The organism is Labrenzia sp. 5N, from assembly GCF_012395805.1.
Taxonomy (GTDB): Bacteria; Pseudomonadota; Alphaproteobacteria; order Rhizobiales; family Stappiaceae; genus Roseibium; species Roseibium algicola.
In genome coordinates this window covers 63018-83335 of sequence record NZ_JAAZTM010000016.1, presented here as the reverse complement: position 1 = coordinate 83335, position 20318 = coordinate 63018, and the positions used below count along the sequence as shown (strand labels likewise).

Sequence of the window (20318 nt, the reverse complement as noted above, 5' to 3'; positions counted from 1 at the left end):
GCATCGAGACGCTGAACAATCAGAATATGTTCATTATTTGTTCCTGATCAACCCTTAATTGAAATTGGCACGAAAACCTCTTCCGAAACCGGCGGACACGATCATCTGGGGTACCCGCAAAGGGTTGTTTTCCAGAAGATTCGATTGTTGCCTGTGGGCCGGATTACCGATCTTGACAGATTTGCCATATGCGGTCTCAAGTGATGCTTGTGTTGCCGCCAAGCGCGCCTGAGGATCAGGCAACCCAAGGTTTTTAGCTGCGATATAGACATTGCGAGTGAATTCGTTGACGAGATTTTTCATTAAGTTTATCGCCTTAAATATACTAGTAGTTCTTCCTGCGAACGAATTAAAAGCGCAGGAAAATTTCTGCACAGAAGAATGGATACCTTACGATTTCACGATGATCGACGACCTACTCTTGATAAAACACGCTTATCACAGCGCGAGATGCCAAAAATTAGAGGGAAAAACCTTTGTCTGCCGCGAGAAATGGCCTGGCTCTGACGATGTCAGTGTTTATCAGGTACACGCAGAAGTACTGGAAACCGGCGACCTAGCCTTCTGGTCTACAGATATTGATCCATCCAGCGAACCGTGGATCATTCCCAGGTGCGAGGAACTCACCAACTAACAGGGTTTCGCTCCCCACTGGCTTTCTTCGCGTGTACCGACATTCGGGTTAAGCACATGATCTGCCAGATCAACAATCGAAAACCGGAACCAAACGCGATTTGCACTCATCCCCGCCGCGGCAACTTGAAAAGACTGCTTGTTACAGCCCGAACAACCGTGGATCCCGCCCCGCTGCGACGATCATCTGCCGTGCCCGCAAGGGGCTGTTTTCCAGAAGGTCCGACTGCTGCCTGAGGTCCGGATTGCCGGTCTCGAAGGGGTTGCCGCCCTCCCCACCCGCGCCAAAACCGTTCAGGCCGTCTTCCGCAAAGGCGCTGTCGTGGATGAAGGCGAGCAGCTTCACCGCCACGGGGTCCGTCACCTGCTGCGAACCGTCGCTGCCAGCCGTGGTCAGGGCGCCTTTTTCCGCAAACCATCCTGTCAGGTCCACCCCGGCCGTCTTCAGGGTGCTCAGCGCCCGGTCGGCCTTGGCAATGGCGTTCTGATAGCCGTCGCTGTCCGGTTCGCCATATTCCCTGACCAGGGAAAGATGCGCAGCCTCGGCCGCCTGGCCCTGTTTCTGCGCGGCGTCAAAAGCCGCTTCCTCCTGGGCGGAAAACTGCTCTGCCATCTTGCCCACCCACCGGTCGTGCAGCTTCTGCGCTGCCTCGGGGTGAAGCCCCGCCTCCTTGAACCAGTCTCCGGCTTCCTGCGCAAAGGCCTGGTCGTAGGGAAAGTTTTCCGGCAGCGTCTCGGGCATCTTGAAGCGATAGCCGTCCTTCGGCGTCCAGCGGCTGGAAACATCGGCATAAAAGGCCGCCTGTTCCTCGCTGCCGGCCGCCTCGCCTGGAACCTGAAGCGCCCCGGACAGTCTGTCTTCCAGCGAGTGATAGCCTTCCAGAATGCCGGCGGTATCGTGCCAGCCATAGCTGGCGGCCATGTCCCGGTCGGCATCGCTCAGGCCGTCGATGAAACCTCCCCCCTCCGAAGGGTGATGCCCCATACCATCGTGTCCAGAACCGTCGTGCCCGCCGGCCTCCGGTCCTGCTGCCGGCTCAATCGCGTCGTACATCGTCAATATTCCTCGTCAGTTTCGAACTCGGGCAGCATTTCCAGCCGGGCGGCTTCCTGCAGCGCGGCGTGCTCTTCCGGCGGAATGCGGATCATCGACAGGATGCGGGCATAAAGTGCCTTGCGCCCGTCCAGATAACCGCCCGCCCTCGGCTCCAGGTTCACCGGCGGCGCCTGGTAGATGCCGCATTCGGCGGCCAGGTCCGCCAGCACGATTTCGCCGTCCGGGCACAAAAAAACGGACCGATAGGCCCGTTCCAGCATTCCAGCCCGCTCCCGGCGCCGCCGGGCGGCTCGTTTGAGGCTACGCCAGACCATCCAGCCCTCCCTCGCCGCCCAGGGCCTGCAGAAGCGGCGCCCCGTCGCGGGCGATCCGCGCCATGCTTTCGCCGGTCGCAAGCTGCTGCTGTTGCTGCTGCTCGGCCGCCCGTTCCTGCCGCAGTGCCTCCACCTCTTCCGGCCGCCGCTTCAGCTTGGCGGGCAGCCCCAACGCGCGGCGGGTCAGGTCGTATTCGGCTTCCCGGTCGTGCAGATCCAGAATGGAGGGATCGGCCCCCGCTGCAATGCCGAGATACTCCTGGAAGCCCATGATCGCCTCGAAATGCCCGGCCTCGCGCATCTGGTCGATGGGCGCCGTCGGCGTCAGGGTCACATCGCCCTCCAGCACGCTTTGCGGCGGGGCAAGGGGCGAACCGGGGGCAAAAGCGCCCCTTCGTCCCAGAATGCCGATCTCACGTTCGAACAAGGCCTCGTTTCCGGCCATGATGTTGGTGGAGAACGGCCCGATCATGTCGGCCATTTCCTTGCGGCGGATATTGGCTTCCGTTGCCGTGCGGCCATTGCCTTCCAGCAGCGTCTGCCACAGGTCGCCATAAAGCCCCACCCGCAGCTTCTCGCGGATGGTCTCGATCTGCGCATCCGCCGCGCCCGGGTTCACCGTGTCGATCATCGGCCGGAACAGCGGCCGGCCCTGTTCGTCGATCAGCCCGGGGTTGATCCGGCCGGGGTTGAGGTCAAGCTGGCGCTCCTGCGCATGGGTGGCGATCGGCGGGCGCACCGCCTGCGAACTGGCAATCAGCCCGTCCCGTGCCAGGCTCTGCAGGCTCTTGATGTCGCTCATCAGCTTTGCCTGCGGCGGCGAGCCATAGGGCGACAACCCGTCCCGGTCCCACCGGCTGATCACCAGCGGATATTCGAAGAAGCCGCCCCGCCGGCAGATATGCCCGCTGTCTTCCTCGAAGTGGATGCTCTCGAACCGGGATTTCCTGGTGTCGGTTGCCTGGGCGTGACCGCCTTCGCGCACAAAGCAGGCATGCACGAAAGTGTAGTCCGTGTTCTTGCGCTTCGCGTCGGCTGCGTCTTCCTTCACCTTGGGCGACACCTTGCCGGCATATTCCTTCACCGCCTGCCACGCCTTCAGCGTGCGCACCCGAAAGAAGCCGCAATCGTTGCCCTGGGCATCGATGACCAGGTAAATCTCGTAAAGCGGCACATAGCGGTAGTGAACCGGCGTGCGGATATCGGCCAGGCTGTCCTCGTTTTCGACCGGAAACAGCACACCCGTCCCCAGTTTCACGGTGGACAGCAGACGCGAGCGGTTGGCCAGCGCAAAGCCGGAACGCCCCGAATACCGCACACGGAACAGGTGATCGCGCACCAGTTCGAAAAACTCCTCGTCCGCCTGGCTGGGCGCCGGCGCAAACGGATCGCCAAAGCCGACCCCATGCCAGGGAAACCCCTCGGGCATGGTCAGCGAGCCGATGCCGGAAGCAAGCCTGTCCAGCAGCCAGACGGCGGTCGGGTCGTACAGCTTGCGCGACCGGTCCCGTGCGGCAGACCCGCGCAGGGCGCTCATGCCATCCCGGGCGCTCACGCCGCCGGGCCGGTTGAAGGCCCGCTCCATGTCCGGCGCCGTATAGGTGACATAGTCCTGCCAGTCCGCCTCCACCCATTGGCGTTCCGCCCGGGCCGATTGCAGCTCGGTTTTCAGATCGTCGACAACTCCCATCACGCACGCCCCAAAAGTGTGACACCGGGCCGCGAGGCACTGCCGTAATCGGCAACGCCCAGCGGGCCGGTCAGGTTGGTGGCCCGGGTGTTATAGGCGGCGGCCCGGCGCCGGCGCCCGTTTTCCTGCAGGTTGCGCGCCTGCCGCTGCGGGTCGGGTTCGCGCGGCGGCGGCGGTGTCGGTTCCGGGTCCGGCTGCTTGGAGCCTCCCCCACCAAACATGCACATGGGTGGTCCCTTTCTCTCAATGTCTTGAAAACGTGTAATCGGCGCCGCCCACCGGCACGGCGGCAGCGCCCCAAGGCCGGTCCGCGCAGGCGGCCGGAAAAAGATCGAACGGACGTATCCGGCTGCGCCAAAGCGTTCCTGCCGGCCAAGCCGCAATTTTCCAAAGTACCGGTATGAGGTCTGTTTTAGCCTTGTTTTGACGAAGCGTCCAGCAAGGCCAGATGTCTGAACCTGTTGTTCAGACACGCATTTCCGGAAATGCTCTTGCCACTCAAAGGCTTTTTGAAGCTTCCCGGTTGTGCGCCCTGGGCGGTGTTTTTTCACCGCGCCCCGGTGGAAGCTCCATCCAGCGGCGCAGCTTTACCGGGCGCTGCGGCAGCCAGCGCCGCCGGAATGTTTCCAGCCGGTGCGGCAGGGGCCTGCCGCGCGGCCCGCCTGCTGTTGTTTGGGATGTGCGCCTGCCACGCCCTGTCCCGAGCCCGGCCGACATTTGCCTGAAAGTCTTCCGTCAGCAAATGGCGCTGTCCGGTCTCGTCGTCATAGGTCAATGTCATGCGCGGGCCGTAGCCGTCCTCGTCCGCCGGGGCCTGCTGCCTGTCCCGGCCGGTCTTGTCATTTGGCATCAGATGCCATTTCGCGGCGCGTACACCCTGTGCTTTCAGCAGGTCCTCAACGTCCTTGCGCACGTAACCATGGCCGTCTTTTTCAAGATCCGGATAGGCTGTCTCGACCGGATATTTCAATACGGTTCCTTCCGCCTCCGGCGCGAAGGCCGAAAGACCCCACATCTGCTTGAACCGGTAAATCGCATAGTCCCTGGCAGCCTCCTTGTGGCCGCCCAGTTCGACATAGCTTTGCCTGAACAGCCTTTCGTAATCCGCAAGCGCTTCCGCCTCTTCGGCAGCAGTTCTGCCGATCTGCCGATATCGGTCATAGGAACTTTTTCGGGCCAGATCAGCAGATGCAGCCAAACCGGCTGAGGCGTCAGCAACATCGGCCGCCGTTGTGGCACTCACGCCGTCCAGCTTGCCGGTGCCCACTTCGGCCCCAACTCCGCCGGCTCCAGACACGCTGCCCTCAGACACGCCGTTTTGGCGCGCCTCCTCAAAACCAGGGGCCAGAATGGCGGAAGAGCCTGGCAGAACCGGCTTCTCGCCCAATGGCACTTGCCCGCCATCCATCAGGATGGTTTCAGAAGAAAGACTGCCGTCCTCCAGCCGCGGTGCCGTAAGCGGCGCATCTGTCGCCGCCACCGGGGTCGCCGCCATCGGGGCCGCCGACAACAGTTGCCTGACCTGTCCCCGGCGCAGCTCTGCGTCTCTCGTCAGGGTGTCAGTCAATTCTTCGCGTGTTGCGCCGCGGTTTGCGGCCTGCTCCACGGCTCCGCCGGCCTCAAGCGCGTTCTGTATCCCCTGCAGCGCCTGCAAGGCCTCTTCCTCATCCTCGCTGCCGGCAAACGCCCAGTCGATTGCGCTGCCAACCGCGCCTGTCAGCGCGTCCCGGCCATAAACGTAGGCCCCAAATGCCTCCGAACCTTCCACGGTTGTCGCAATTTCGGCCATTTTCCGGATCACCAGGTTGTCCGGATAGGCTTCGCCATAAAGCTGGGTCAAGGCGATAATGTCGTCCAGATTGCCCAGAACGTCCCAGGCCTTTTTCAACGGCCCGACAGGCGTCAGCGAAACGGCCAGGTCGAGGCCCGCCTCCGCCGCCATGGACTTCAGATCGTCCTCTGTAAACTCCAGCCCCAGCTCTCTTGCCGCCTGCGCAAACGGTATGTTCCGCTCGTCCGCACGTGCCTGAACCATTGAAAAAACCGGAACGGCTGCAAGACCAAGAACGAAAACCGGCGCGCCTCGACGGAACAAATTCGTCGCATGTTTGCCTATCTTAAGCGCCTGGGCGTGTTCAAAGTTGTCCGGCAAAACATACGTATGTTTTTCAAGCGGATGCGTCGTTACCCTCCTCCCCGGCTTTGCGGAAAGGTCGTAACGACCGGAAGATATCCGATTGCGAAGGGCGGTGAACTTTTCTTTTGTAAAAGGCACATCCGGATGGGCACTCAGCCAAGTCAGAGCCGAGCGTGTGCTCAAACGGTCGAATTTCAATTGGTGCAGCGGGTGGTTTTCACCAAAATTATTGTCCAGCAGGCCTATGTCTCTGCCGATCACTTCAAAATCGTATGTGTCCCTGTTCCGCCACATGAATTTGCGGATCGACATATCGGCCACTTCGCCGCCGCTCTCGTGCCGCTTTCCTTCGGGATCGAACAGTTCTTCCTCTGGCTTGCCTGTTTCCTGGTCAATTCCCTCCACCGGATCGATTTCCACGATGCGGTGAGCATTCTCGTCCAGCCATCGTTGAAGGATCTTTCCCCTAGGGCTTTCCCACTCTTCGGCTTTTATCAGCTCGGCTTGAAAATCCCCGCTGAAGAAAAACTTGTCACCCCGGTTCGCGATCGCATTCAAACCCTGAACCGGGTACTCTCCAGATCCCACTCTTCCGATAAATGTCAGAATTTCGGAGGCATCAAGGAGAGTAACCTTCTCTTTCATTTCGCCCCCTTGTCTGAAAAGGCGATATCCGTCGAATGCTCTCTTTCAGCGTAAGCCCGGGTCTCCGGAGCCGCCAGGGATGGAAGCTCTCCGATCGCAACCCTGTAGGCTAGGCGCCGGCCGGGATCGAGGTTACCGTCATAGGGGATCTGCGTTTTCATCGCATACCAGCGTTCGAAGTCGTACACGGTTTCGTTGTCCGCCCACGGGCAAAGCTCATCAAACCCCTCATCATCCCGGCCAAAATCCGGATTGGCAGTCAGATAATCGCGCCAAGCACCTGATTTCTTCAGCGCCTCAAGAACTTCCGGATGCCTGAGGAATAACTCTGCGAAATGGAGGATTATTTCATATGGCAATTTGGGTGCCCGGGGTCTTGTTGGGCTCCACGAACTGTATTTGTCGAAAAAGGCCCTGCCTTCTTCCGTTTTCTCAAATGCGGCCAGCTCTTCCCGCCAGCCGGTAATGTCGTCAAAATCCGCCATGGGTCCTGTTTCCAAACTCGTCTCAAATGTTCACTAATTGTTCCGAAGCTCTTTCAGCCCCGCTTTGTGGTGGCGATCAATCCTTCCAGCCCGAAGTTTTTCATGATCGGGCTGATTTCATTGGCATCTATCGCAACAATCTTCTCCATCAAGCCTCCCTCCTGGAAAGGAGACATAAAGCGTATAATTTTCCTTGATGAAGTCTCGAGCCTGCTCAGTTCTGAGTGATGTCAGCCTGCCCTCCTCAAGATCGATGGCCAGCCTAGTGGCAACAAAAATGCGGTTATTGTCTACTTGAATCCGGGATTTCATCAGGTACCAACGTCCGAAGAAAATAATGGTATCGTAAGCGTCAATAGGATGAAGCTCCTGATACTGCTCGTCATAGGCCTCAAGGTCATGTTCCTCGACGTATTGAGCAAACCAGAGTGTCTTCTTCAAAGCCTCGTGCAGCTCTTCATCACCACGGATCAGTTCAACCATCTGCACGACGTTCTCATATGGAACTTTGCGGCCACCGTAGCGCTTGTTGCCGGCAAAGAAGGCCCTGCCTTCTTCCGTCTTCTCAAATGCGGCCAGCTCTTCCCGCCAGCCGGTAATGTCTTCAAAATCAGCCATGGGTCCTGTTTCCAAACTCGTCTCAAATGTTCATCAATTGTTCCAAAGTTCTTTCAGCCCCGTTTTGCGGTGGCGATCAATCCTTCCAGCCCGAAGTTTTTCATGATCGGGCTGATTTCACTGGCATCTATCGCAACAATCTTCTCCATCACGTCTCCTCCCCCGGAAAGGAGATATAGCGCGCATAATTTTCCTTGATGAAGTCTCGGGCCTGTTCAGTTCTGAGTGATGCCAGCCTGCCCTCCTCCAAATCGATGGCCAGCCATGTCACAACGATCATGTCCCTTTTGTCAAAGCGAACCGGAGCTTTCATCAGGTACCATTTCCTGAAATCGATAATGGTGTCATGAGCCTCGAGCGGGTTCAGCTCTACAAACTCATCATCGTGAACTTCCAGATCATGCTTTTCGGCATAGGCCGCAAACCAGATTTTCTTCCGTAATGCCTCGTGCAGCTCTTCATCACCGCGGATCAGTTCAACCATCTGCACGACATTCTCAATTGGAACTTTGCGGCCGCGGTAGCGCTTGTTGCCGGCAAAGAAGGCCCTGCCTTCTTCCGTTTTCTCAAATGCGGCCAGCTCTTCCCGCCAGCCGGTCAAATCTTCAAAATCCGCCATGGGTCCTGTTTCCAAACTCGTCTCAAATGTTCATCAATTGTTCCAAAGCTCTTTCAGCCCCGTTTTGCGGTGGCGATCAATCCTTCCAGCCCGAAGTTTTTCATGATCGGGCTGATTTCACTGGCATCTATCGCAACAACCTTCTCCATCACGTCTCCTCCCCCGGAAAGGAGACATAAAGCGGATAATTTTCCTTGATGAAGTCTCGGGCCTGCTCAGTTCTGAGTGATGTCAGCCTGCCCTCCTCCAAATCGATGGCCAGCCATGTCGCAACCATCATGTCCCTTTTGTCAAAGCGAACCGGAGCTTTCATCAGGTACCACCGTTCAAATGCGATAATGGTGTCATGAGCCTCGAGCGGATTCAGCTCTACAAACTCATCATCGTGAACTTCCAGATCATGCTTTTCGGCATAGGCCGCAAACCAGATTTTCTTCCGTAAAGCCTCGTGCAGCTCTTCATCCCCGCGGATCAGTTCAACCATCTGCACGACGTTCTCATATGGAACTTTGATGCCACCGTAGCGCTTGTTGCCGGCAAAGAAGGCCCTGCCTTCTTCCGTTTTCTCAAATGCGGCCAGCTCTTCCCGCCAGCCGGTAATGTCGTCAAAATCCGCCATGGGTCCTATGTCCAAATCCATACCAAATGTTCATCAATTGTTCCGAAACACTCTTGCACACGACAGAAGCACTGCGTCTGCTTACGTCCGGAAAAATAACCTTCTCTCTCATTTCGCCCCCTTGTCTGAAAAGGCGATATCCGTCGAATGCTCTTTTTCAGCGTAAGCCCGGGTCTCCGGAGCCGCCAGGGATGGAAGCTCTCCGGTCGCAACCTTGTAGGCTAAGCGCCGGCCGGGATCGAGGTTACCGTCATAGGGGATCTGCGTTTTCATCGCATACCAGCGTTCGAAGTCGTACACGGTTTCGTTGTCCGCCCACGGGCAAAGCTCATCGAACCCCTCATCATCCCGGCCAAAATCCGGATTGGCATTCAGATAATCGAGCCAAGCTTCCGACCGCTTCATCACCTCAAGAATTTCCGGGTGCGTGAGGTGCAATCCGCCAAAATGGAGGAGTGTTTCATATGGCAATTTGGGTGCCCGGGGTCTTGTTGGGCTCCACGAACTGTATTTGTCGAAAAAGGCCCTGCCTTCTTCCGTTTTCTCAAATGCGGCCAGCTCTTCCCGCCAGCCGGTAATATCTTCAAAATCAGCCATGGGTCCTGTTTCCAAATCCCTCTCAAACGTTCACTAATTGTTCCAAAGCTGTTTCAGCCCGTTTTGCGGTGGCGATCAATCCTTCCAGCCCGAAGTTTTTCATGATCGGGCTGATTTCACTGGCATCTATCGCAACAACCTTCTCCATCACGTCTCCTCCCCCGGAAAGGAGACGAACGGAGAATATTTTTTCCTCGTGAAATCCATCGCTTCCTCTGTTCGGAGGTCGGTCACATTCCCGGCCTCGACGTCATCCGCCAAATTTGCAGCGATCAGTAGGTTGCTTTTGTCTGCGTGAATCCGGGATTTCGTCAGGTACCAACGTCCGAAGAAAATAATGGTATCGTAAGCGTCAATAGGATGAAGCTCCTGATACTGCTCGTCATAGGCCTCAAGGTCATGTTCCTCGACGTATCGAGCAAACCAGAGTGTCTTCTTCAAAGCCTCGTGCAGCTCTTCATCACCACGGATCAGTTCAACCATCTGCACGACGTTCTCATATGGAACTTTGCGGCCACCGTAGCGCTTGTTGCCGGCAAAGAAGGCCCTGCCTTCTTCCGTCTTCTCAAATGCGGCCAGCTCTTCCCGCCAGCCGGTAATGTCTTCAAAATCCGCCATGGGTCCTGTGTCCAAAGCCCCTAAAAAATGTTCATTCTTTGTTCCTGTCGGGATTGTGGTTGATCCATTGGATTTTTGCAACCTTTCGAGGGCAGCTTTCCTGAAGGCTTCCCTTGCCGCGGCCCTGGCTATCGTTTCTCTTCGACCGATGCTGCTGGTAATGCCCCCGCCTGACCGGCCAACGCAGGCAGGGTCAGGCAGGCAGGGGCTCTTGCTGCGGCTCAGCTCATGAATTACCGGTTGCCAGCTCAAAACCTTCGTCGATCCAGCCGGTAACGCCACCTGCCATGATCTTCACCGGGCGGCCCAATTCCGCAAGCCGCAACGCCCCCCGTGCGGCACCGTTGCAATGCGGGCCGGCGCAATAGGTCACGAACAGTGTCTCCTCCGGCCACCTGGCCATCTTGGAACGGATGATCTTGCCGTGGGGAAGGTTGATCGCGCCAGGCACATGGCCTTTTTCGAACAGCGCCGGACTGCGCACATCCAGCAACACAAAGCCAGGCTCGCCCTGAAGGGCGTCGTGCACATCCCAGCAATCGGCCTCGAAGGTAAATTCAGCGGCAAAATGTTCCCTGGCGAGATCGCTCGGCGCGGCCGGAACAGCGGTGACATTGTTGGTCATGAAGGTCTCCTTTCCCGCTGTTTGTCGCCGTCTGAACGCCGATTGGCAATTGGCGCGATTGACTATATACGTAAACATCATGACAAAAGACACAGTCCCTGAAACCGCTGCCCCCTCCGCCCCGGAAGGCCCGCTTGTTGTCGCTCTTCTCTACGACGGGCTTTGCACGTTCGAGTTCGGTATCGTCGCGGAGATATTCGGTCTGGCCCGCCCCGAATTCGGCACCGACTGGTACCGCTTCGCCAGTTGCCCGGTCGAGGAAGGCCCCTTACGCGCCCATGGCGGCCTGACACTCGTGCCAGACCATGGCCCGGAACGCATAGCCGAGGCGGACATCATCGTGGTGCCCGGCTGGAAAGGGGCGGATTGCCCGGTTCCCCAAGCGCTTACCGAACGGCTTTGCGAGGCACACAGCCGGGGCGCGAGGCTCGTGTCCATCTGTTCCGGTGCGTTCGTACTGGCAGCCACCGGTCTGCTCGACGGTCGCTCCGCCACCACCCATTGGCGCTACGCGGACAAGCTGCGCGAACGGCGTCCCGCCGTCACCGTCGACGAGGCCTCGCTCTATCGTCAGGAAAACCGGATCTACACGTCTGCGGGCAGCGCCGCCGGCATCGATCTGATGATCGAGATCATCCGCCAGGATTACGGGGCCGACAAGGCCAACTCCGTTGCGCGCCGCCTCGTCGTTCCCGCCCACCGCACCGGTGACCAGGCTCAGTTCCTGGAACGCCCCGTCGCTCATCGCGGGGGCAGCGAAATCGCACCTGTTCTGGAGCGGGTCAGGCGGGCGCTGCAGACGGCCTGGACCATTGAAACCATGGCAGCCCTCTGCCGCCTCAGCCCGCGCACCTTCCAGCGCCGCTTCACCGAAGCAACGGGGCTGACACCGGGCGAGTGGCTGGTTCAAGAGCGTCTGGAGGCCGCCAAGGAGATCCTCAGCCGGGGCGACGACGACATGGAAACGATCGCGGCCCGCGTCGGCTTCGGCAGCGCCCACGCGCTCCGCCACCACTTCCGCAAGAAACTCGGCCTGCGCCCGACCGACTACCGCATCCGCTTCGCTGCCCGCACTGTCTAAATGTGGTATGAAATCTAGACTGTCTGCAGATACTTCTGCAGCTTCTCGCGCTGCGGATAATCGGCCAGAAAGTTGTCCGAGTTCACCTGAAACATGCCGTCCACGGTCACTACCGTGCCGCCCGGTTTAAAATGCGCCGCGCAGAAAAACGGCAAGCCGGGCTTCTTCAGGTCCCACTGCAGAAAACCGCCGCCCATCGGATATTGATCGCGAGGGGCCATATGTTCGTCATGCCGGATCGTGGGCATGACCTTCACCAGCCGCTTCGGCCCGGTCACGGTTGCAAGGCTCAGGGCGCGGGTCTGCAGATCGCGGTATCCCGCAGCGCCGCGGTCCGCCAGAATGCCGTCATGCACGGTTGCGCGCCGCCTGTCCGCCTCCTGCGTTTCCTCCGGCAGGCCATACCGCCCGCCTGATCGCAAGGTCGTGCCCTGAAACTCGAACACTTCCGGCAGCGGCAAGTGCTTGAGGACCAGCAGCTTGAAACCCTGGTCCAGGCGGCCCTTGTGATAACCGATGTTTTCCTCGGTCCTGCGATAGTCGGACAGAACGATGGCATTCAGTTGAGAGATATTGCCTGCGAAATGTTTCGTCATCTGCCCGACAGGCAGATCGTCCTTGGATGAAGACAAGGCTGAGCCTCCAGATAAAAACGTCAAAATAGCAATGGCCGGACGCTACCAGCCTTCCCGGTTTCGAACAACGCTCATGGCCGCTTGTCCCCCCTTACCCAGGCATAGACATAAAAGTCCTCGCCGCCCCGGCCATAGGCGCTCAGCCGCCCTTCCCGTGTTGCGCCCAGCGCCTCGATCCAGCCATGGGCAATGTCATGATTTTCCAGCGTAATCACCTGCAGCCGCCGGCAATCCCGTTCCACAATCTGCCGGATATCCAGCAAGTGCCGTGTGATCGCCGGCACACATCGGTGGAATCGGTCCGTGCCGAAGGCCCAGGCCTGCCAGTGGTCCGGATCGAAGGCGGACGCCCGGCTGAAGCCATAGGCCGCCGCCGGCTGGCCGTCGTACCAGAGCGACCACACCATGCCCGGCACCGCCGTCTGCAACGCGCAGGCCGCCAGCGCCCTTGTGTCCCATTCCTTCCACAGACAGGCGATCTCGCGCAGGTCCTGATCGCGCATGTTGGCAGCGATGAAGCTGGCGTCCCGCAGGCAAAGGTCGCGGATCAGAAACCGTCCAGCGGGTCGCCCAGTGGCGCCATCCGGCTTTCGGCCCCGGTTCTCAGAACCTTCTTCAGCTCCGCTTTCTGTTTCCATCCCAATGCCTCGACAATCGCATCCGCCTCGTCCGGGGAAGAGCCCAGCCGTTCCTTGATCTCTTCCTTGCTCTCAATCAGGATTTTTCCGTTTCGCATTTTCCAGCGATGCGCCGTCAACTGCGCCTTCACCGTCGCCGACCGCCGGATTGCCAGCCCCAGCCCGCTCTTGGGGTGCAAGGCCTCGCGCAAGCGCCAGTAAAGTTCGGCGCGCAAGTTGTAGAACGGGATCCTGCTGTCCTTCGCACTCTCGCCCGACTGGGCGGAGAAGACGCATTTTTCCGCCGGAATGTTGTTTTCCCGCTTCAGGAACCCAACCGTGTCCCCGCCCCAGCCGCCCGTGCAGTCCACCACGATCATCGCATTGTCGCGCCGCTCGCGGATGATCAGCGAACCGACATCCGCACCATCCTTCGTGTCGGCGCCCTTGCGCACGATGTTGGTTTCAAAGCGCCGGCCATGCAGCGGCTGCAGCACCGTCCGGTCCTTCCCGCCCTGGGCAACGTCCACCGCCAGCACTGTCATCGGTTCGTCCCGATCGATGCCCTGGTCGTATCGCTCGAAGGCAAGGTCCACCCAGTCGGACGGGATAACCTGCCACTCGTGGTCCTGTCGGGCCGCCAGAAAGTCTCCGGTCTTCAGCGCCGTGCGCATCGGCTCCGGCATCTGGTCGAGCTGGGCATCGTAGTCCGTTCCCAGAAAGCGGTTGTCCTGCCGCCTCGCGGGAATGAAGGTCCGGCTCTTTGGGGTGCGGACTTCGCCTTCGATCTCCACCGGCTCCGGCCCGTCCACCCACACCGTGCGAATGGCATCGCCGTCGTCAATGAAAACCGCCCACAGGATCTCGCCCGGCTGCACCTTGCCGTAAAGCGGATGCAGCGGATCGAGCCAGGGCGCGAACCAGTCGCTCAGGTAGTCCCCCTGCCCGCCCAGCGGCGGATTGGTAGCGATCAAACCACGGCAACGCTGGCCCTTTCGCGTCGAGCGCAGCCAACCGAGCACGAAGATGATCTTGCGCGGGTCCATCTGCGCGCCCTCGTCAAAGGCTTTCAGGTCATGGTCGCGCCCCTGCCAGTCCTCTTCCGCCCCCGGCAGCCCCAGATGGCCAAATTCGATCAGCCGCTCGTCGGGCCCAGTCCACCTTGGCGGATTGCCGGAAATCTTGCCCATGCCCGCCTGGCGCATCAGCGCGTTCATGCGTTCGCTCAAGCCCTTCAGGGACTTGAGCGACTGGCGGAAGATCGCTGCCTTGTGGTGGGCAAACAGCGCCAGTCCGGCAATCAGATCCGTCTTGCCGCCGCCCGCCGCACCGCCGTAAAGCGTCAGATCGGCTTTTGAGAAATAGCCTTCCGTCTGCGGTCCGGGTTGAGGCCGCCATACGGAAAACTGGTCCAGCACCCCCGCCTCATCCAGTTGTTTCTGCAAGGCAACCCGCTCGTCCGCAGGCATCCGGTCGATGTGGTCAATCAGCGTTTCGAGGGCCGTCGCCATCCTTTGGCATATCCTTTCCGGTCAGCAATGCCATCACGCCCAGAGCGATTTCCTCCGAGCTGCGCGGTTTCAATGTCTCGAGTGTCTGGCTGTCTTCCGGCTCGCTCCAGACCGGCCATGCTTCCGGCTCCGTCCGGTCCCGCCAGCCGGCACGGTTCTTCATGGCAAAGGTCCAGGCACTGGCGTTGAATTTCGCCAGCTCTCCCCTGGCGCCGTCCTTGCCGATCCGCTCCCACTCCAGAAGGCCGCGCCGGGCGGCTTCTTCCAGCCTCGCGGGCGGAAAGTCCTCGGGAAACTGTTCGGCGTAATAGCGGATCGTCCGGCGGTCGGCGTCCGGGAAACTGTCGATCGAATATCCGGCGGCAATATGCGCGCAAAACTCCGCGCACACCTTCCGGCGCGCTCTGGCTGTCGGCCACTTCAGCGCGCTGCCGCCCCCTTCTGGCAAAGTCATGGGTCGCACTTTCCTGCAAGTCGTCTGGAGGTCAGTTCAAGACACGGTCCGCAGCTTCCCCACCGCCGGTCCTTGGCCCCGGCGCTCGAAGCACCAGATGCAAAAGCCTGCGCCTTGCTGAAATTGTCTTTGGTTTTGGGAAGAAGCGTAAAACCGGTACCAGGCCTCTTGGGCACACTGATCCACGGTAAAATAAGGAAGCCCCTTTTTGCCCGGTTTTGTCGAAGCTGTCCACGTCGTCCTAATGTCTGAAGCCACTGTTTAGACCGCATTTTTCAAAAGCACCCTTGCAAACAGGAACTTGGTGACTGCCTCCGTTGTGCGCATCGGATCATTTTTTTCGGCTCTTGCCGCCCCACCCGCAACTGCCTTCACTCGCTTGTCTTTTCGATTACTCAGACATCGTTTTTCTCTCGCCGCCCCCCTCAACCTGCTTTCAATCTCTCCCGATTTTTCAATGCACCGCTTGACTCGTGTCTCAAAATCTAATTAGTTCGGTGACAGAACGAACTAATGGAGCGTAGCCTTGGCAGACCCCTCGAACATCTCCAGACGCATGTCCTTGAGTGCCATCGTCCAGGCGATTGCCAGCTACAGCCCGATCTCTCGGGCGAGCGTCTCCAAGATCACCGGCCTGTCGAAACAGACGGTTTCGGAAATCGTCGGCAATCTGGAAGAAGAAGGCTGGGTGCGCACGGTTGGACAGACCGAAGGCCATATCGGCCGCCGTGCCGTGGTTTATGAAATCGTGCCGGATGCTGCATCCGTTGCCAGCGTCGATCTCGGCGGCACCAAGATCCGTGTTGCCATCTGCAACCTGACCGGGGCCGTCGTCTCGGAGCTGGTGGAGCCGACCGACAGGCAGGGCGGCATTGCCGTCGTCAATCAGGTCGCGGACCTCATCCGCCGGGCAGCGACCGAAGCCAGCCCCTCGCTCAAGCTGCCTCGTGTCGCCGTCATTGGCGTACCAGGCGCTCCGGACCCGGCTACCGGCCACATCCGCATGGCCCCGAACATCCCCGGCATCGGCGACATCGACGCCCCCGGTCTTTGGCGGGAGATCCTCGGCATCGAGGTCTTTATCGAAAACGACGTCAACCTTGCTGCCCTGGGTGAACACTGGCTCACCAAACGCGGCGACAAGGACGACCTGATCTACGTCTCCATCGGCACCGGTATCGGTGCGGGCATCGTCATCGGCGGCCAGCTCCACCGGGGCATGAACGGCGCTGCCGGTGAAATCGGCTACCTGCCCTTCGGCGCTGATCCGTTCGAACCGGAAAGCCTGGAAGTCGGTGCCCTGGAACGTGTCGCCGCCACCCACGCCATCACCGATCTCTATAAAAGCAAGACCGGCAGAACACTGGACGTGCCGGACATCTTCGACGCCGCAAACACAGGCGACACTGCCGCCAATGAAACACTGGAAGAGATCGCCCGCCAGGTCGCCCGCGTCATGGCAGCGCTGGCAGCGGTCATGGACCCGTCCTGCATCGTCATCGGCGGCTCCATCGGCACGCGGGACGAGCTCTTCGGCAATGTCCGCAAATTCATTTCCAGATGCTTCCCCCGCCCTGTCCTGATCGAGAAGTCGACGCTCGGCAATCACGCAGCCCTTGCCGGCGGTGCCTCCGTCGCCCTCTCCCGCCTGCACCTGTCGCTTTTCACCGAAGGCCTCAAGGGCGTTGAAATCGCCGTTCCGCCGCCGTCCATCGAAACCTTCAAGAAGGGAGCGGCCTGATGGTTTCCTCAAACCTGCATGAAAAGCTGCTGGCCACGCAGGACCGGGACGCCGACATCGATCTCCTTCGCGGCGCTCTGTCGATTGACAGCGTCACCGGCAACGAAACCGGCTTTGCCACCTTCCTGAAATCGCAAATGGAAACGCTCGGACTTGAAACCGGCTCCGGCGAATTCCTGCCTGGTCGCCTCAACGTCTGGGGCCAGCACCAGCCGGTCACCGGTGACGATGCCCCCCGCCTCCTCTTCGTCGGCCACACCGACACCGTGCATGTGCGCGGCTGGCAGGAAGCCTGGCAGGGCAAGCCTCAGGAAAGCCCCTTCGGCGGTGCCTTGATAGACGGTGAGATCTGGGGCCGCGGCGCCTGCGATCTCAAGGGCGGCATCTGCGCCGCACTTGGCGGCCTCAGGCTCTTGCAGAAGGCGGGCTACCGTCCCGCCGGCGGCCTCTCCTTCGCTTTCATCGGCGATGAGGAAAGCGGCGAACCGGGCACCGGCGTCAGCGCCGGCGCTCACGATCTCGTCAAAAGGGTCGAGGACGGCACCATCGCAAAGCCGGATTTCGCGGTCTATGTCGAACCGACCAGGCTGGATGTCTATACGGCCCAGATCGGTTTCTTCATTGCCGACATCACCATAACCGGCAAATCCGCCTATTTCGGCACGCCGGAGCTCGGCGTAGATGCCCTGAAGGCAACCCACGCAATTCTGGGCAACCTCTGGCAACATGAGGCGGAACTGGCAGCAGGACCGAAGCACGATCTGGTCGGCGCTTCCTCCATCCTCGTCACGCATATCAATGGCGGCGGCTATATTGCCGTTCCGGGCGAGTGCAAGCTCTCCCTGATCCGCAAGCTCCGCCCCGGCGAGAACCTGGATGAGGCGGTCGCCGCCTTTGAAGCGGTCGTCCGTTCGGCTCCGGTCGCGGACGGCATCGGCGTCGGGATTGCGTACCCCGCCGGCCGTGATCACCACTTCGGCGGCTCACCCGTCGAGATCTCCCGCGAAACCCCCGCCGCCCTGCAGCTGTCCCGCTGCGTCGAGGTTGCCACGAATGGCCAGAACCTTTCCGGCGGCGCCATCGGCGGTGCGCCTTACTGGTCGGAATCTCCCTTTCTTGTCAACGAGATCGGGTGTCCCGCGGTCTACTGCGCACCTGGGGACATCAGCGTCGCACACACATTCGAAGAGCGCATCGAGGTGGAAAGCTATCTGGCAGCCGTCAGGGCTTTCGCGCTGTTCGTGGCCGACTATTGCGGCCTGGAAGAAGAAGCAGACTGAACCAAACATAACAGAGGGTTAGAAATGAAACTGCTAGTCAAACATCTGGCGACATCCGCCCTTCTCGGGCTGATGTCCGTCTCCGCCATGGCCCAGACGGTCGGCCCCAAGGGCGAAGCGGCGACGCTTTCCGCCGAAGTGACGGTTCCCGACGATGCCGTCGCCGCCATCAAGGACGCAAACTACAAGGCCGCCCTGCTCTGGCACGACCAGTCCGATTTCGTGAACGCGGTCTCAGCCGGTGCAACGGACGAGTTCAAGCGCCTTGGCATCGAGGTTGTCGCAACCACCAGCGCCGGCTTTGATGCCGCCAAGCAGCGCAGCGACGTTGAAACGGCCATGGCCAAGGAACCCAACATCATCCTGTCGCTACCGCTCGACCCGGTCACATCCGCCGCCGCCTTCAAGGAAGCCCGCGATGCCGGTGTTTCCCTGGTGTTCCTGTCCAACCTGCCCGCCGATTATGAGCACCCGCGTGACTATGCGGCCATCGTGACCGACGATCTCTACCAGATGGGCAAGCAGGCTGCCGACGCGCTCGCCAGCGCCATGGGCGGCAAGGGCACCGTCGGCTGGATTTTCCACGACGCCGACTATTACGTGACCAACCAGCGTGACAACGCCTTCAAGTCGACCATCGAAAACGACTATCCGGACATCAAGATCGTTGCGGAACAAGGCATCAGCGACCCGGCTCGCGCCGAGGAAATCGCCAACGCCATGCTGCTCAAGAACCCGGATCTCGGCGGCATCTATGTGACCTGGGCCGGCCCGGCCGAAGGTGTGCTCGCAGCTCTGCGTGCCAACGGCAACAAGGACACCAAGATCGTCACGCTCGATCTGTCCGAGCCGGTAGCTCTCGACATGGTCCGCGGCGGCAACGTTGCAGCCATCGTTGCGGACGAAGCCTATGAACTCGGCCGCGCCATGGCAGCTGCCGCAGCCCTGCGCCTCGTCGACAAGGACGTTCCGCCCTTCATCGCGGCACCGGCCATCACCGTGACTGCAGACAACGTTGCCGAGGGCTGGAAGAAGTCCCTCAACATCGACCCGCCGGCAAGCGTTACCTCCGCGAATTGACCCGGCATTCCGGCAGGCTGCCCCATCACAGCCTGCCGGCCAACAGGTCCTCACAACAATTCTAAAAACCCGCACGGACCTCCGAGAAACAACACCGTCTTTCCGACGGTTAATACCGAACCTTACGGAGAAGTCGCATGTTCAAGTTACAGACACTCCTGGCGTCGACACTGCTGGTCGGCATGACCGCCGTGGCCTCGGCTGCTGACCGCCCGCAAACGGTTGGCCCGAAGGGCGAAGCCCCGACGCCGGTCGCAACGCTCGAACTGACCGATGCCGAAGTCGCGAAAGTGGCCGAAGGCAATTACACGGCCGCCTTTGCCTGGCACGAGCTCTACGATTGGTCCAACGCGGTCGCGCGCGGCGCCAAGGACGAGTTCGAACGGCTCGGCATCAAGGTCGTTGCCGAGACCGACGCCGGCTTTGACTCAGCTCGCCAGAAGTCCGACGTCGAGACGATCATGGCCAACCAGCCGTCGATCATCGTATCCCTGCCGATCGACCCGACCACAGCACAGACCGTTTACGGCATTGCCCGCGATGCCGGCGTGAAGCTTGTCTTCGTCGACAACGCCGTCGACGGCTTCACCCATGGCAAGGACTATGTCACCGTCGTCTCCGCCGACCTGGTTCAGATCGGCGAAAAGGCCGCCCGGGCACTCGCTGCATCCATGGGCGAGACGGGTACGGTCGGCTACATGTTTCACGATGCGGATTTCCCGGTCACCAACCAGCGTGACCAGGCGTTCAAATGGACCATCGAAAACGAGTTTCCAAACATGGAAATCGCCATCGAGACCGGCATGACCGATCCCGCAAACGCCGAAGACATCGCCCGGGCGATGTTGTCGCGGAACCCGGATCTCGGCGGCATCTATACGCCGTGGGCGGAACCTGCCCTTGGCGTCCTCTCGGTTCTGCGCCAGCAGGGCAACGACGCCACCAAGGTGGTCACCATCGACCTCAACGAGCCGGTTGCCCTCGACATGCTGAAGGGTGGCAACACCGCGGCGATCATCGCGGACGAAGCCTACAGCATCGGCGTCTACGCGGCCCGGTCCGCTGCGGCCAGCCTTCTCGGCAAGTCCGTCGATCCGTTCCTGGTGGTCGACGCCATCACGGTTGGCACGGATAATGTCACCGAAGGCTGGAACAAGTCCATGAAGATGGATCCGCCCGAAAGCGTTGCCGAAGCAGCCAAGTAAATCACTTTCCGTGCAGGCCGCGCCTTGCGGCCTGCCGTCACCTACCTCTTCGAACTT

Annotated in this window: 24 protein-coding genes; 6 read left to right on the top strand and 18 right to left on the bottom strand. The window is 60.2% G+C overall.

All coding sequences use genetic code 11. From position 1 onward, the window contains the following. Positions 1–54: 54 nt before the first annotated feature. The 6 genes from HEP89_RS16215 to HEP89_RS16190 form a co-directional block, all read right to left on the bottom strand. A complete protein-coding gene (locus HEP89_RS16215; protein ID WP_062488062.1) occupies positions 55–303 on the bottom strand; it encodes a hypothetical protein in 249 nt (82 codons plus the stop codon). Positions 304–775: 472 nt separating this feature from the next. Then, the gene (locus HEP89_RS16210) at positions 776–1687 is read right to left on the bottom strand and encodes a hypothetical protein (RefSeq protein ID WP_168692509.1); all 912 of its coding nucleotides are present in this window, start codon (positions 1685–1687) and stop codon (positions 776–778) included. A 2-nt stretch (positions 1688–1689) separates the two neighbouring features. After that, positions 1690–2004, bottom strand: coding sequence for a hypothetical protein (locus HEP89_RS16205; RefSeq protein ID WP_055655554.1), 315 nt, complete (start codon positions 2002–2004; stop codon positions 1690–1692). Then, complete coding sequence (locus HEP89_RS16200; RefSeq protein WP_168692508.1) at positions 1991–3694, bottom strand: portal protein; 1704 nt, start codon at positions 3692–3694, stop codon at positions 1991–1993. The genes HEP89_RS16205 and HEP89_RS16200 overlap by 14 nt, the downstream gene beginning before the upstream one ends. Continuing rightward, positions 3694–3915, bottom strand: coding sequence for a hypothetical protein (locus HEP89_RS16195; protein WP_006936041.1), 222 nt, complete (start codon positions 3913–3915; stop codon positions 3694–3696). Before HEP89_RS16195 ends, HEP89_RS16200 begins: the two co-directional genes overlap by 1 nt. Before the next feature lie 326 nt (positions 3916–4241). Next, entirely contained in the window at positions 4242–5729 is a 1488-nt protein-coding gene (locus HEP89_RS16190) for a hypothetical protein (protein WP_168692507.1), read from the bottom strand. Between the two features lie 69 nt (positions 5730–5798). Here HEP89_RS16190 and HEP89_RS16185 point away from each other — a divergent pair, with 69 nt between their 5' ends. After that, positions 5799–6530, top strand: a complete 732-nt coding sequence (locus tag HEP89_RS16185) for a hypothetical protein (protein WP_168692506.1) — start codon at positions 5799–5801, stop codon at positions 6528–6530. Here the strand turns inward: HEP89_RS16185 and HEP89_RS16180 are convergent. The 8 genes from HEP89_RS16180 to HEP89_RS16150 all read right to left on the bottom strand — a co-directional run bounded on the left by HEP89_RS16180 (position 6473) and on the right by HEP89_RS16150 (position 10657). Continuing rightward, positions 6473–6961, bottom strand: coding sequence for a hypothetical protein (locus HEP89_RS16180; RefSeq protein WP_168692505.1), 489 nt, complete (start codon positions 6959–6961; stop codon positions 6473–6475). The genes HEP89_RS16185 and HEP89_RS16180 overlap by 58 nt on opposite strands. Positions 6962–7078: 117 nt before the next feature. Further along, a complete protein-coding gene (locus tag HEP89_RS16175) occupies positions 7079–7579 on the bottom strand; it encodes a hypothetical protein (protein WP_168692504.1) in 501 nt (166 codons plus the stop codon). 148 nt (positions 7580–7727) lie between these two features. Continuing rightward, positions 7728–8198 carry a hypothetical protein gene (locus HEP89_RS16170; RefSeq protein WP_168692503.1) on the bottom strand — a complete coding sequence of 157 codons (471 nt, stop codon included), beginning with the start codon at positions 8196–8198 and terminating at the stop codon, positions 7728–7730. A gap of 148 nt (positions 8199–8346) precedes the next feature. Next, a complete protein-coding gene (locus HEP89_RS16165) occupies positions 8347–8817 on the bottom strand; it encodes a hypothetical protein (protein ID WP_168692502.1) in 471 nt (156 codons plus the stop codon). 108 nt (positions 8818–8925) lie between these two features. Then, entirely contained in the window at positions 8926–9414 is a 489-nt protein-coding gene (locus HEP89_RS16160; RefSeq protein ID WP_168692501.1) for a hypothetical protein, read from the bottom strand. 22 nt (positions 9415–9436) lie between these two features. Then, the gene (locus HEP89_RS29870) at positions 9437–9562 is read right to left on the bottom strand and encodes a hypothetical protein (protein ID WP_286145751.1); all 126 of its coding nucleotides are present in this window, start codon (positions 9560–9562) and stop codon (positions 9437–9439) included. Next, positions 9562–10032 carry a hypothetical protein gene (locus HEP89_RS16155; protein WP_168692500.1) on the bottom strand — a complete coding sequence of 157 codons (471 nt, stop codon included), beginning with the start codon at positions 10030–10032 and terminating at the stop codon, positions 9562–9564. Before HEP89_RS16155 ends, HEP89_RS29870 begins: the two co-directional genes overlap by 1 nt. Before the next feature lie 226 nt (positions 10033–10258). Continuing rightward, entirely contained in the window at positions 10259–10657 is a 399-nt protein-coding gene (locus tag HEP89_RS16150; protein ID WP_023000422.1) for a rhodanese-like domain-containing protein, read from the bottom strand. Between the two features lie 79 nt (positions 10658–10736). On the opposite strand from HEP89_RS16150, the gene ftrA reads away from it, so the two are divergent. After that, positions 10737–11738, top strand: coding sequence for a transcriptional regulator FtrA (gene ftrA, locus HEP89_RS16145; RefSeq protein WP_077292324.1), 1002 nt, complete (start codon positions 10737–10739; stop codon positions 11736–11738). 14 nt (positions 11739–11752) lie between these two features. On the opposite strand, the gene HEP89_RS16140 is transcribed toward ftrA, so the two are convergent. The 4 genes from HEP89_RS16140 to HEP89_RS16125 form a co-directional block, all read right to left on the bottom strand. Beyond that, positions 11753–12370, bottom strand: a complete 618-nt coding sequence (locus tag HEP89_RS16140; protein WP_062488037.1) for a hypothetical protein — start codon at positions 12368–12370, stop codon at positions 11753–11755. A gap of 74 nt (positions 12371–12444) precedes the next feature. Further along, entirely contained in the window at positions 12445–12876 is a 432-nt protein-coding gene (locus HEP89_RS16135; protein WP_077292323.1) for a hypothetical protein, read from the bottom strand. Positions 12877–12920: 44 nt separating this feature from the next. Further along, the gene (locus tag HEP89_RS16130; protein WP_168692499.1) at positions 12921–14501 is read right to left on the bottom strand and encodes a terminase; all 1581 of its coding nucleotides are present in this window, start codon (positions 14499–14501) and stop codon (positions 12921–12923) included. Further along, the gene (locus HEP89_RS16125) at positions 14473–14955 is read right to left on the bottom strand and encodes a hypothetical protein (protein WP_168692498.1); all 483 of its coding nucleotides are present in this window, start codon (positions 14953–14955) and stop codon (positions 14473–14475) included. Before HEP89_RS16125 ends, HEP89_RS16130 begins: the two co-directional genes overlap by 29 nt. A 526-nt stretch (positions 14956–15481) precedes the next feature. Here HEP89_RS16125 and HEP89_RS16120 point away from each other — a divergent pair. The 4 genes from HEP89_RS16120 to HEP89_RS16105 all read left to right on the top strand — a co-directional run bounded on the left by HEP89_RS16120 (position 15482) and on the right by HEP89_RS16105 (position 20261). After that, the gene (locus tag HEP89_RS16120) at positions 15482–16696 is read left to right on the top strand and encodes an ROK family transcriptional regulator (protein WP_031269095.1); all 1215 of its coding nucleotides are present in this window, start codon (positions 15482–15484) and stop codon (positions 16694–16696) included. Then, positions 16696–17976 (top strand): M20/M25/M40 family metallo-hydrolase, encoded by a 1281-nt coding sequence (locus tag HEP89_RS16115; RefSeq protein WP_168692497.1) that lies wholly within the window; start codon positions 16696–16698, stop codon positions 17974–17976. The genes HEP89_RS16120 and HEP89_RS16115 overlap by 1 nt, the downstream gene beginning before the upstream one ends. Positions 17977–18000: 24 nt before the next feature. Beyond that, on the top strand, positions 18001–19056 hold the full coding sequence (locus HEP89_RS16110; RefSeq protein ID WP_075282645.1) for a substrate-binding domain-containing protein: 1056 nt from the start codon (positions 18001–18003) through the stop codon (positions 19054–19056). A gap of 137 nt (positions 19057–19193) precedes the next feature. Continuing rightward, entirely contained in the window at positions 19194–20261 is a 1068-nt protein-coding gene (locus HEP89_RS16105) for a substrate-binding domain-containing protein (protein ID WP_168692496.1), read from the top strand. The last annotated feature ends 57 nt before the right edge of the window (positions 20262–20318 follow it).

What these genes read in the sequence shown, in the direction of transcription:
- HEP89_RS16215 (WP_062488062.1), bottom strand. Translation starts at nt 303, where the DNA reads ATGAAAAATCTCGTCAACGAATTCACTCGCAATGTCTATATCGCAGCT.
- HEP89_RS16210 (WP_168692509.1), bottom strand. Translation starts at nt 1,687, where the DNA reads ATGTACGACGCGATTGAGCCGGCAGCAGGACCGGAGGCCGGCGGGCAC.
- HEP89_RS16205 (WP_055655554.1), bottom strand. Translation starts at nt 2,004, where the DNA reads ATGGTCTGGCGTAGCCTCAAACGAGCCGCCCGGCGGCGCCGGGAGCGG.
- HEP89_RS16200 (WP_168692508.1), bottom strand. Translation starts at nt 3,694, where the DNA reads ATGGGAGTTGTCGACGATCTGAAAACCGAGCTGCAATCGGCCCGGGCG.
- HEP89_RS16195 (WP_006936041.1), bottom strand. Translation starts at nt 3,915, where the DNA reads ATGTTTGGTGGGGGAGGCTCCAAGCAGCCGGACCCGGAACCGACACCG.
- HEP89_RS16190 (WP_168692507.1), bottom strand. Translation starts at nt 5,729, where the DNA reads ATGGTTCAGGCACGTGCGGACGAGCGGAACATACCGTTTGCGCAGGCG.
- HEP89_RS16185 (WP_168692506.1), top strand. Translation starts at nt 5,799, where the DNA reads ATGTTTGCCTATCTTAAGCGCCTGGGCGTGTTCAAAGTTGTCCGGCAA.
- HEP89_RS16180 (WP_168692505.1), bottom strand. Translation starts at nt 6,961, where the DNA reads ATGGCGGATTTTGACGACATTACCGGCTGGCGGGAAGAGCTGGCCGCA.
- HEP89_RS16175 (WP_168692504.1), bottom strand. Translation starts at nt 7,579, where the DNA reads ATGGCTGATTTTGAAGACATTACCGGCTGGCGGGAAGAGCTGGCCGCA.
- HEP89_RS16170 (WP_168692503.1), bottom strand. Translation starts at nt 8,198, where the DNA reads ATGGCGGATTTTGAAGATTTGACCGGCTGGCGGGAAGAGCTGGCCGCA.
- HEP89_RS16165 (WP_168692502.1), bottom strand. Translation starts at nt 8,817, where the DNA reads ATGGCGGATTTTGACGACATTACCGGCTGGCGGGAAGAGCTGGCCGCA.
- HEP89_RS16160 (WP_168692501.1), bottom strand. Translation starts at nt 9,414, where the DNA reads ATGGCTGATTTTGAAGATATTACCGGCTGGCGGGAAGAGCTGGCCGCA.
- HEP89_RS29870 (WP_286145751.1), bottom strand. Translation starts at nt 9,562, where the DNA reads ATGGAGAAGGTTGTTGCGATAGATGCCAGTGAAATCAGCCCGATCATG.
- HEP89_RS16155 (WP_168692500.1), bottom strand. Translation starts at nt 10,032, where the DNA reads ATGGCGGATTTTGAAGACATTACCGGCTGGCGGGAAGAGCTGGCCGCA.
- HEP89_RS16150 (WP_023000422.1), bottom strand. Translation starts at nt 10,657, where the DNA reads ATGACCAACAATGTCACCGCTGTTCCGGCCGCGCCGAGCGATCTCGCC.
- ftrA (WP_077292324.1), top strand. Translation starts at nt 10,737, where the DNA reads ATGACAAAAGACACAGTCCCTGAAACCGCTGCCCCCTCCGCCCCGGAA.
- HEP89_RS16135 (WP_077292323.1), bottom strand. Translation starts at nt 12,876, where the DNA reads ATGCGCGATCAGGACCTGCGCGAGATCGCCTGTCTGTGGAAGGAATGG.
- HEP89_RS16130 (WP_168692499.1), bottom strand. Translation starts at nt 14,501, where the DNA reads ATGGCGACGGCCCTCGAAACGCTGATTGACCACATCGACCGGATGCCT.
- HEP89_RS16125 (WP_168692498.1), bottom strand. Translation starts at nt 14,955, where the DNA reads ATGACTTTGCCAGAAGGGGGCGGCAGCGCGCTGAAGTGGCCGACAGCC.
- HEP89_RS16115 (WP_168692497.1), top strand. Translation starts at nt 16,696, where the DNA reads ATGGTTTCCTCAAACCTGCATGAAAAGCTGCTGGCCACGCAGGACCGG.
- HEP89_RS16110 (WP_075282645.1), top strand. Translation starts at nt 18,001, where the DNA reads ATGAAACTGCTAGTCAAACATCTGGCGACATCCGCCCTTCTCGGGCTG.
- HEP89_RS16105 (WP_168692496.1), top strand. Translation starts at nt 19,194, where the DNA reads ATGTTCAAGTTACAGACACTCCTGGCGTCGACACTGCTGGTCGGCATG.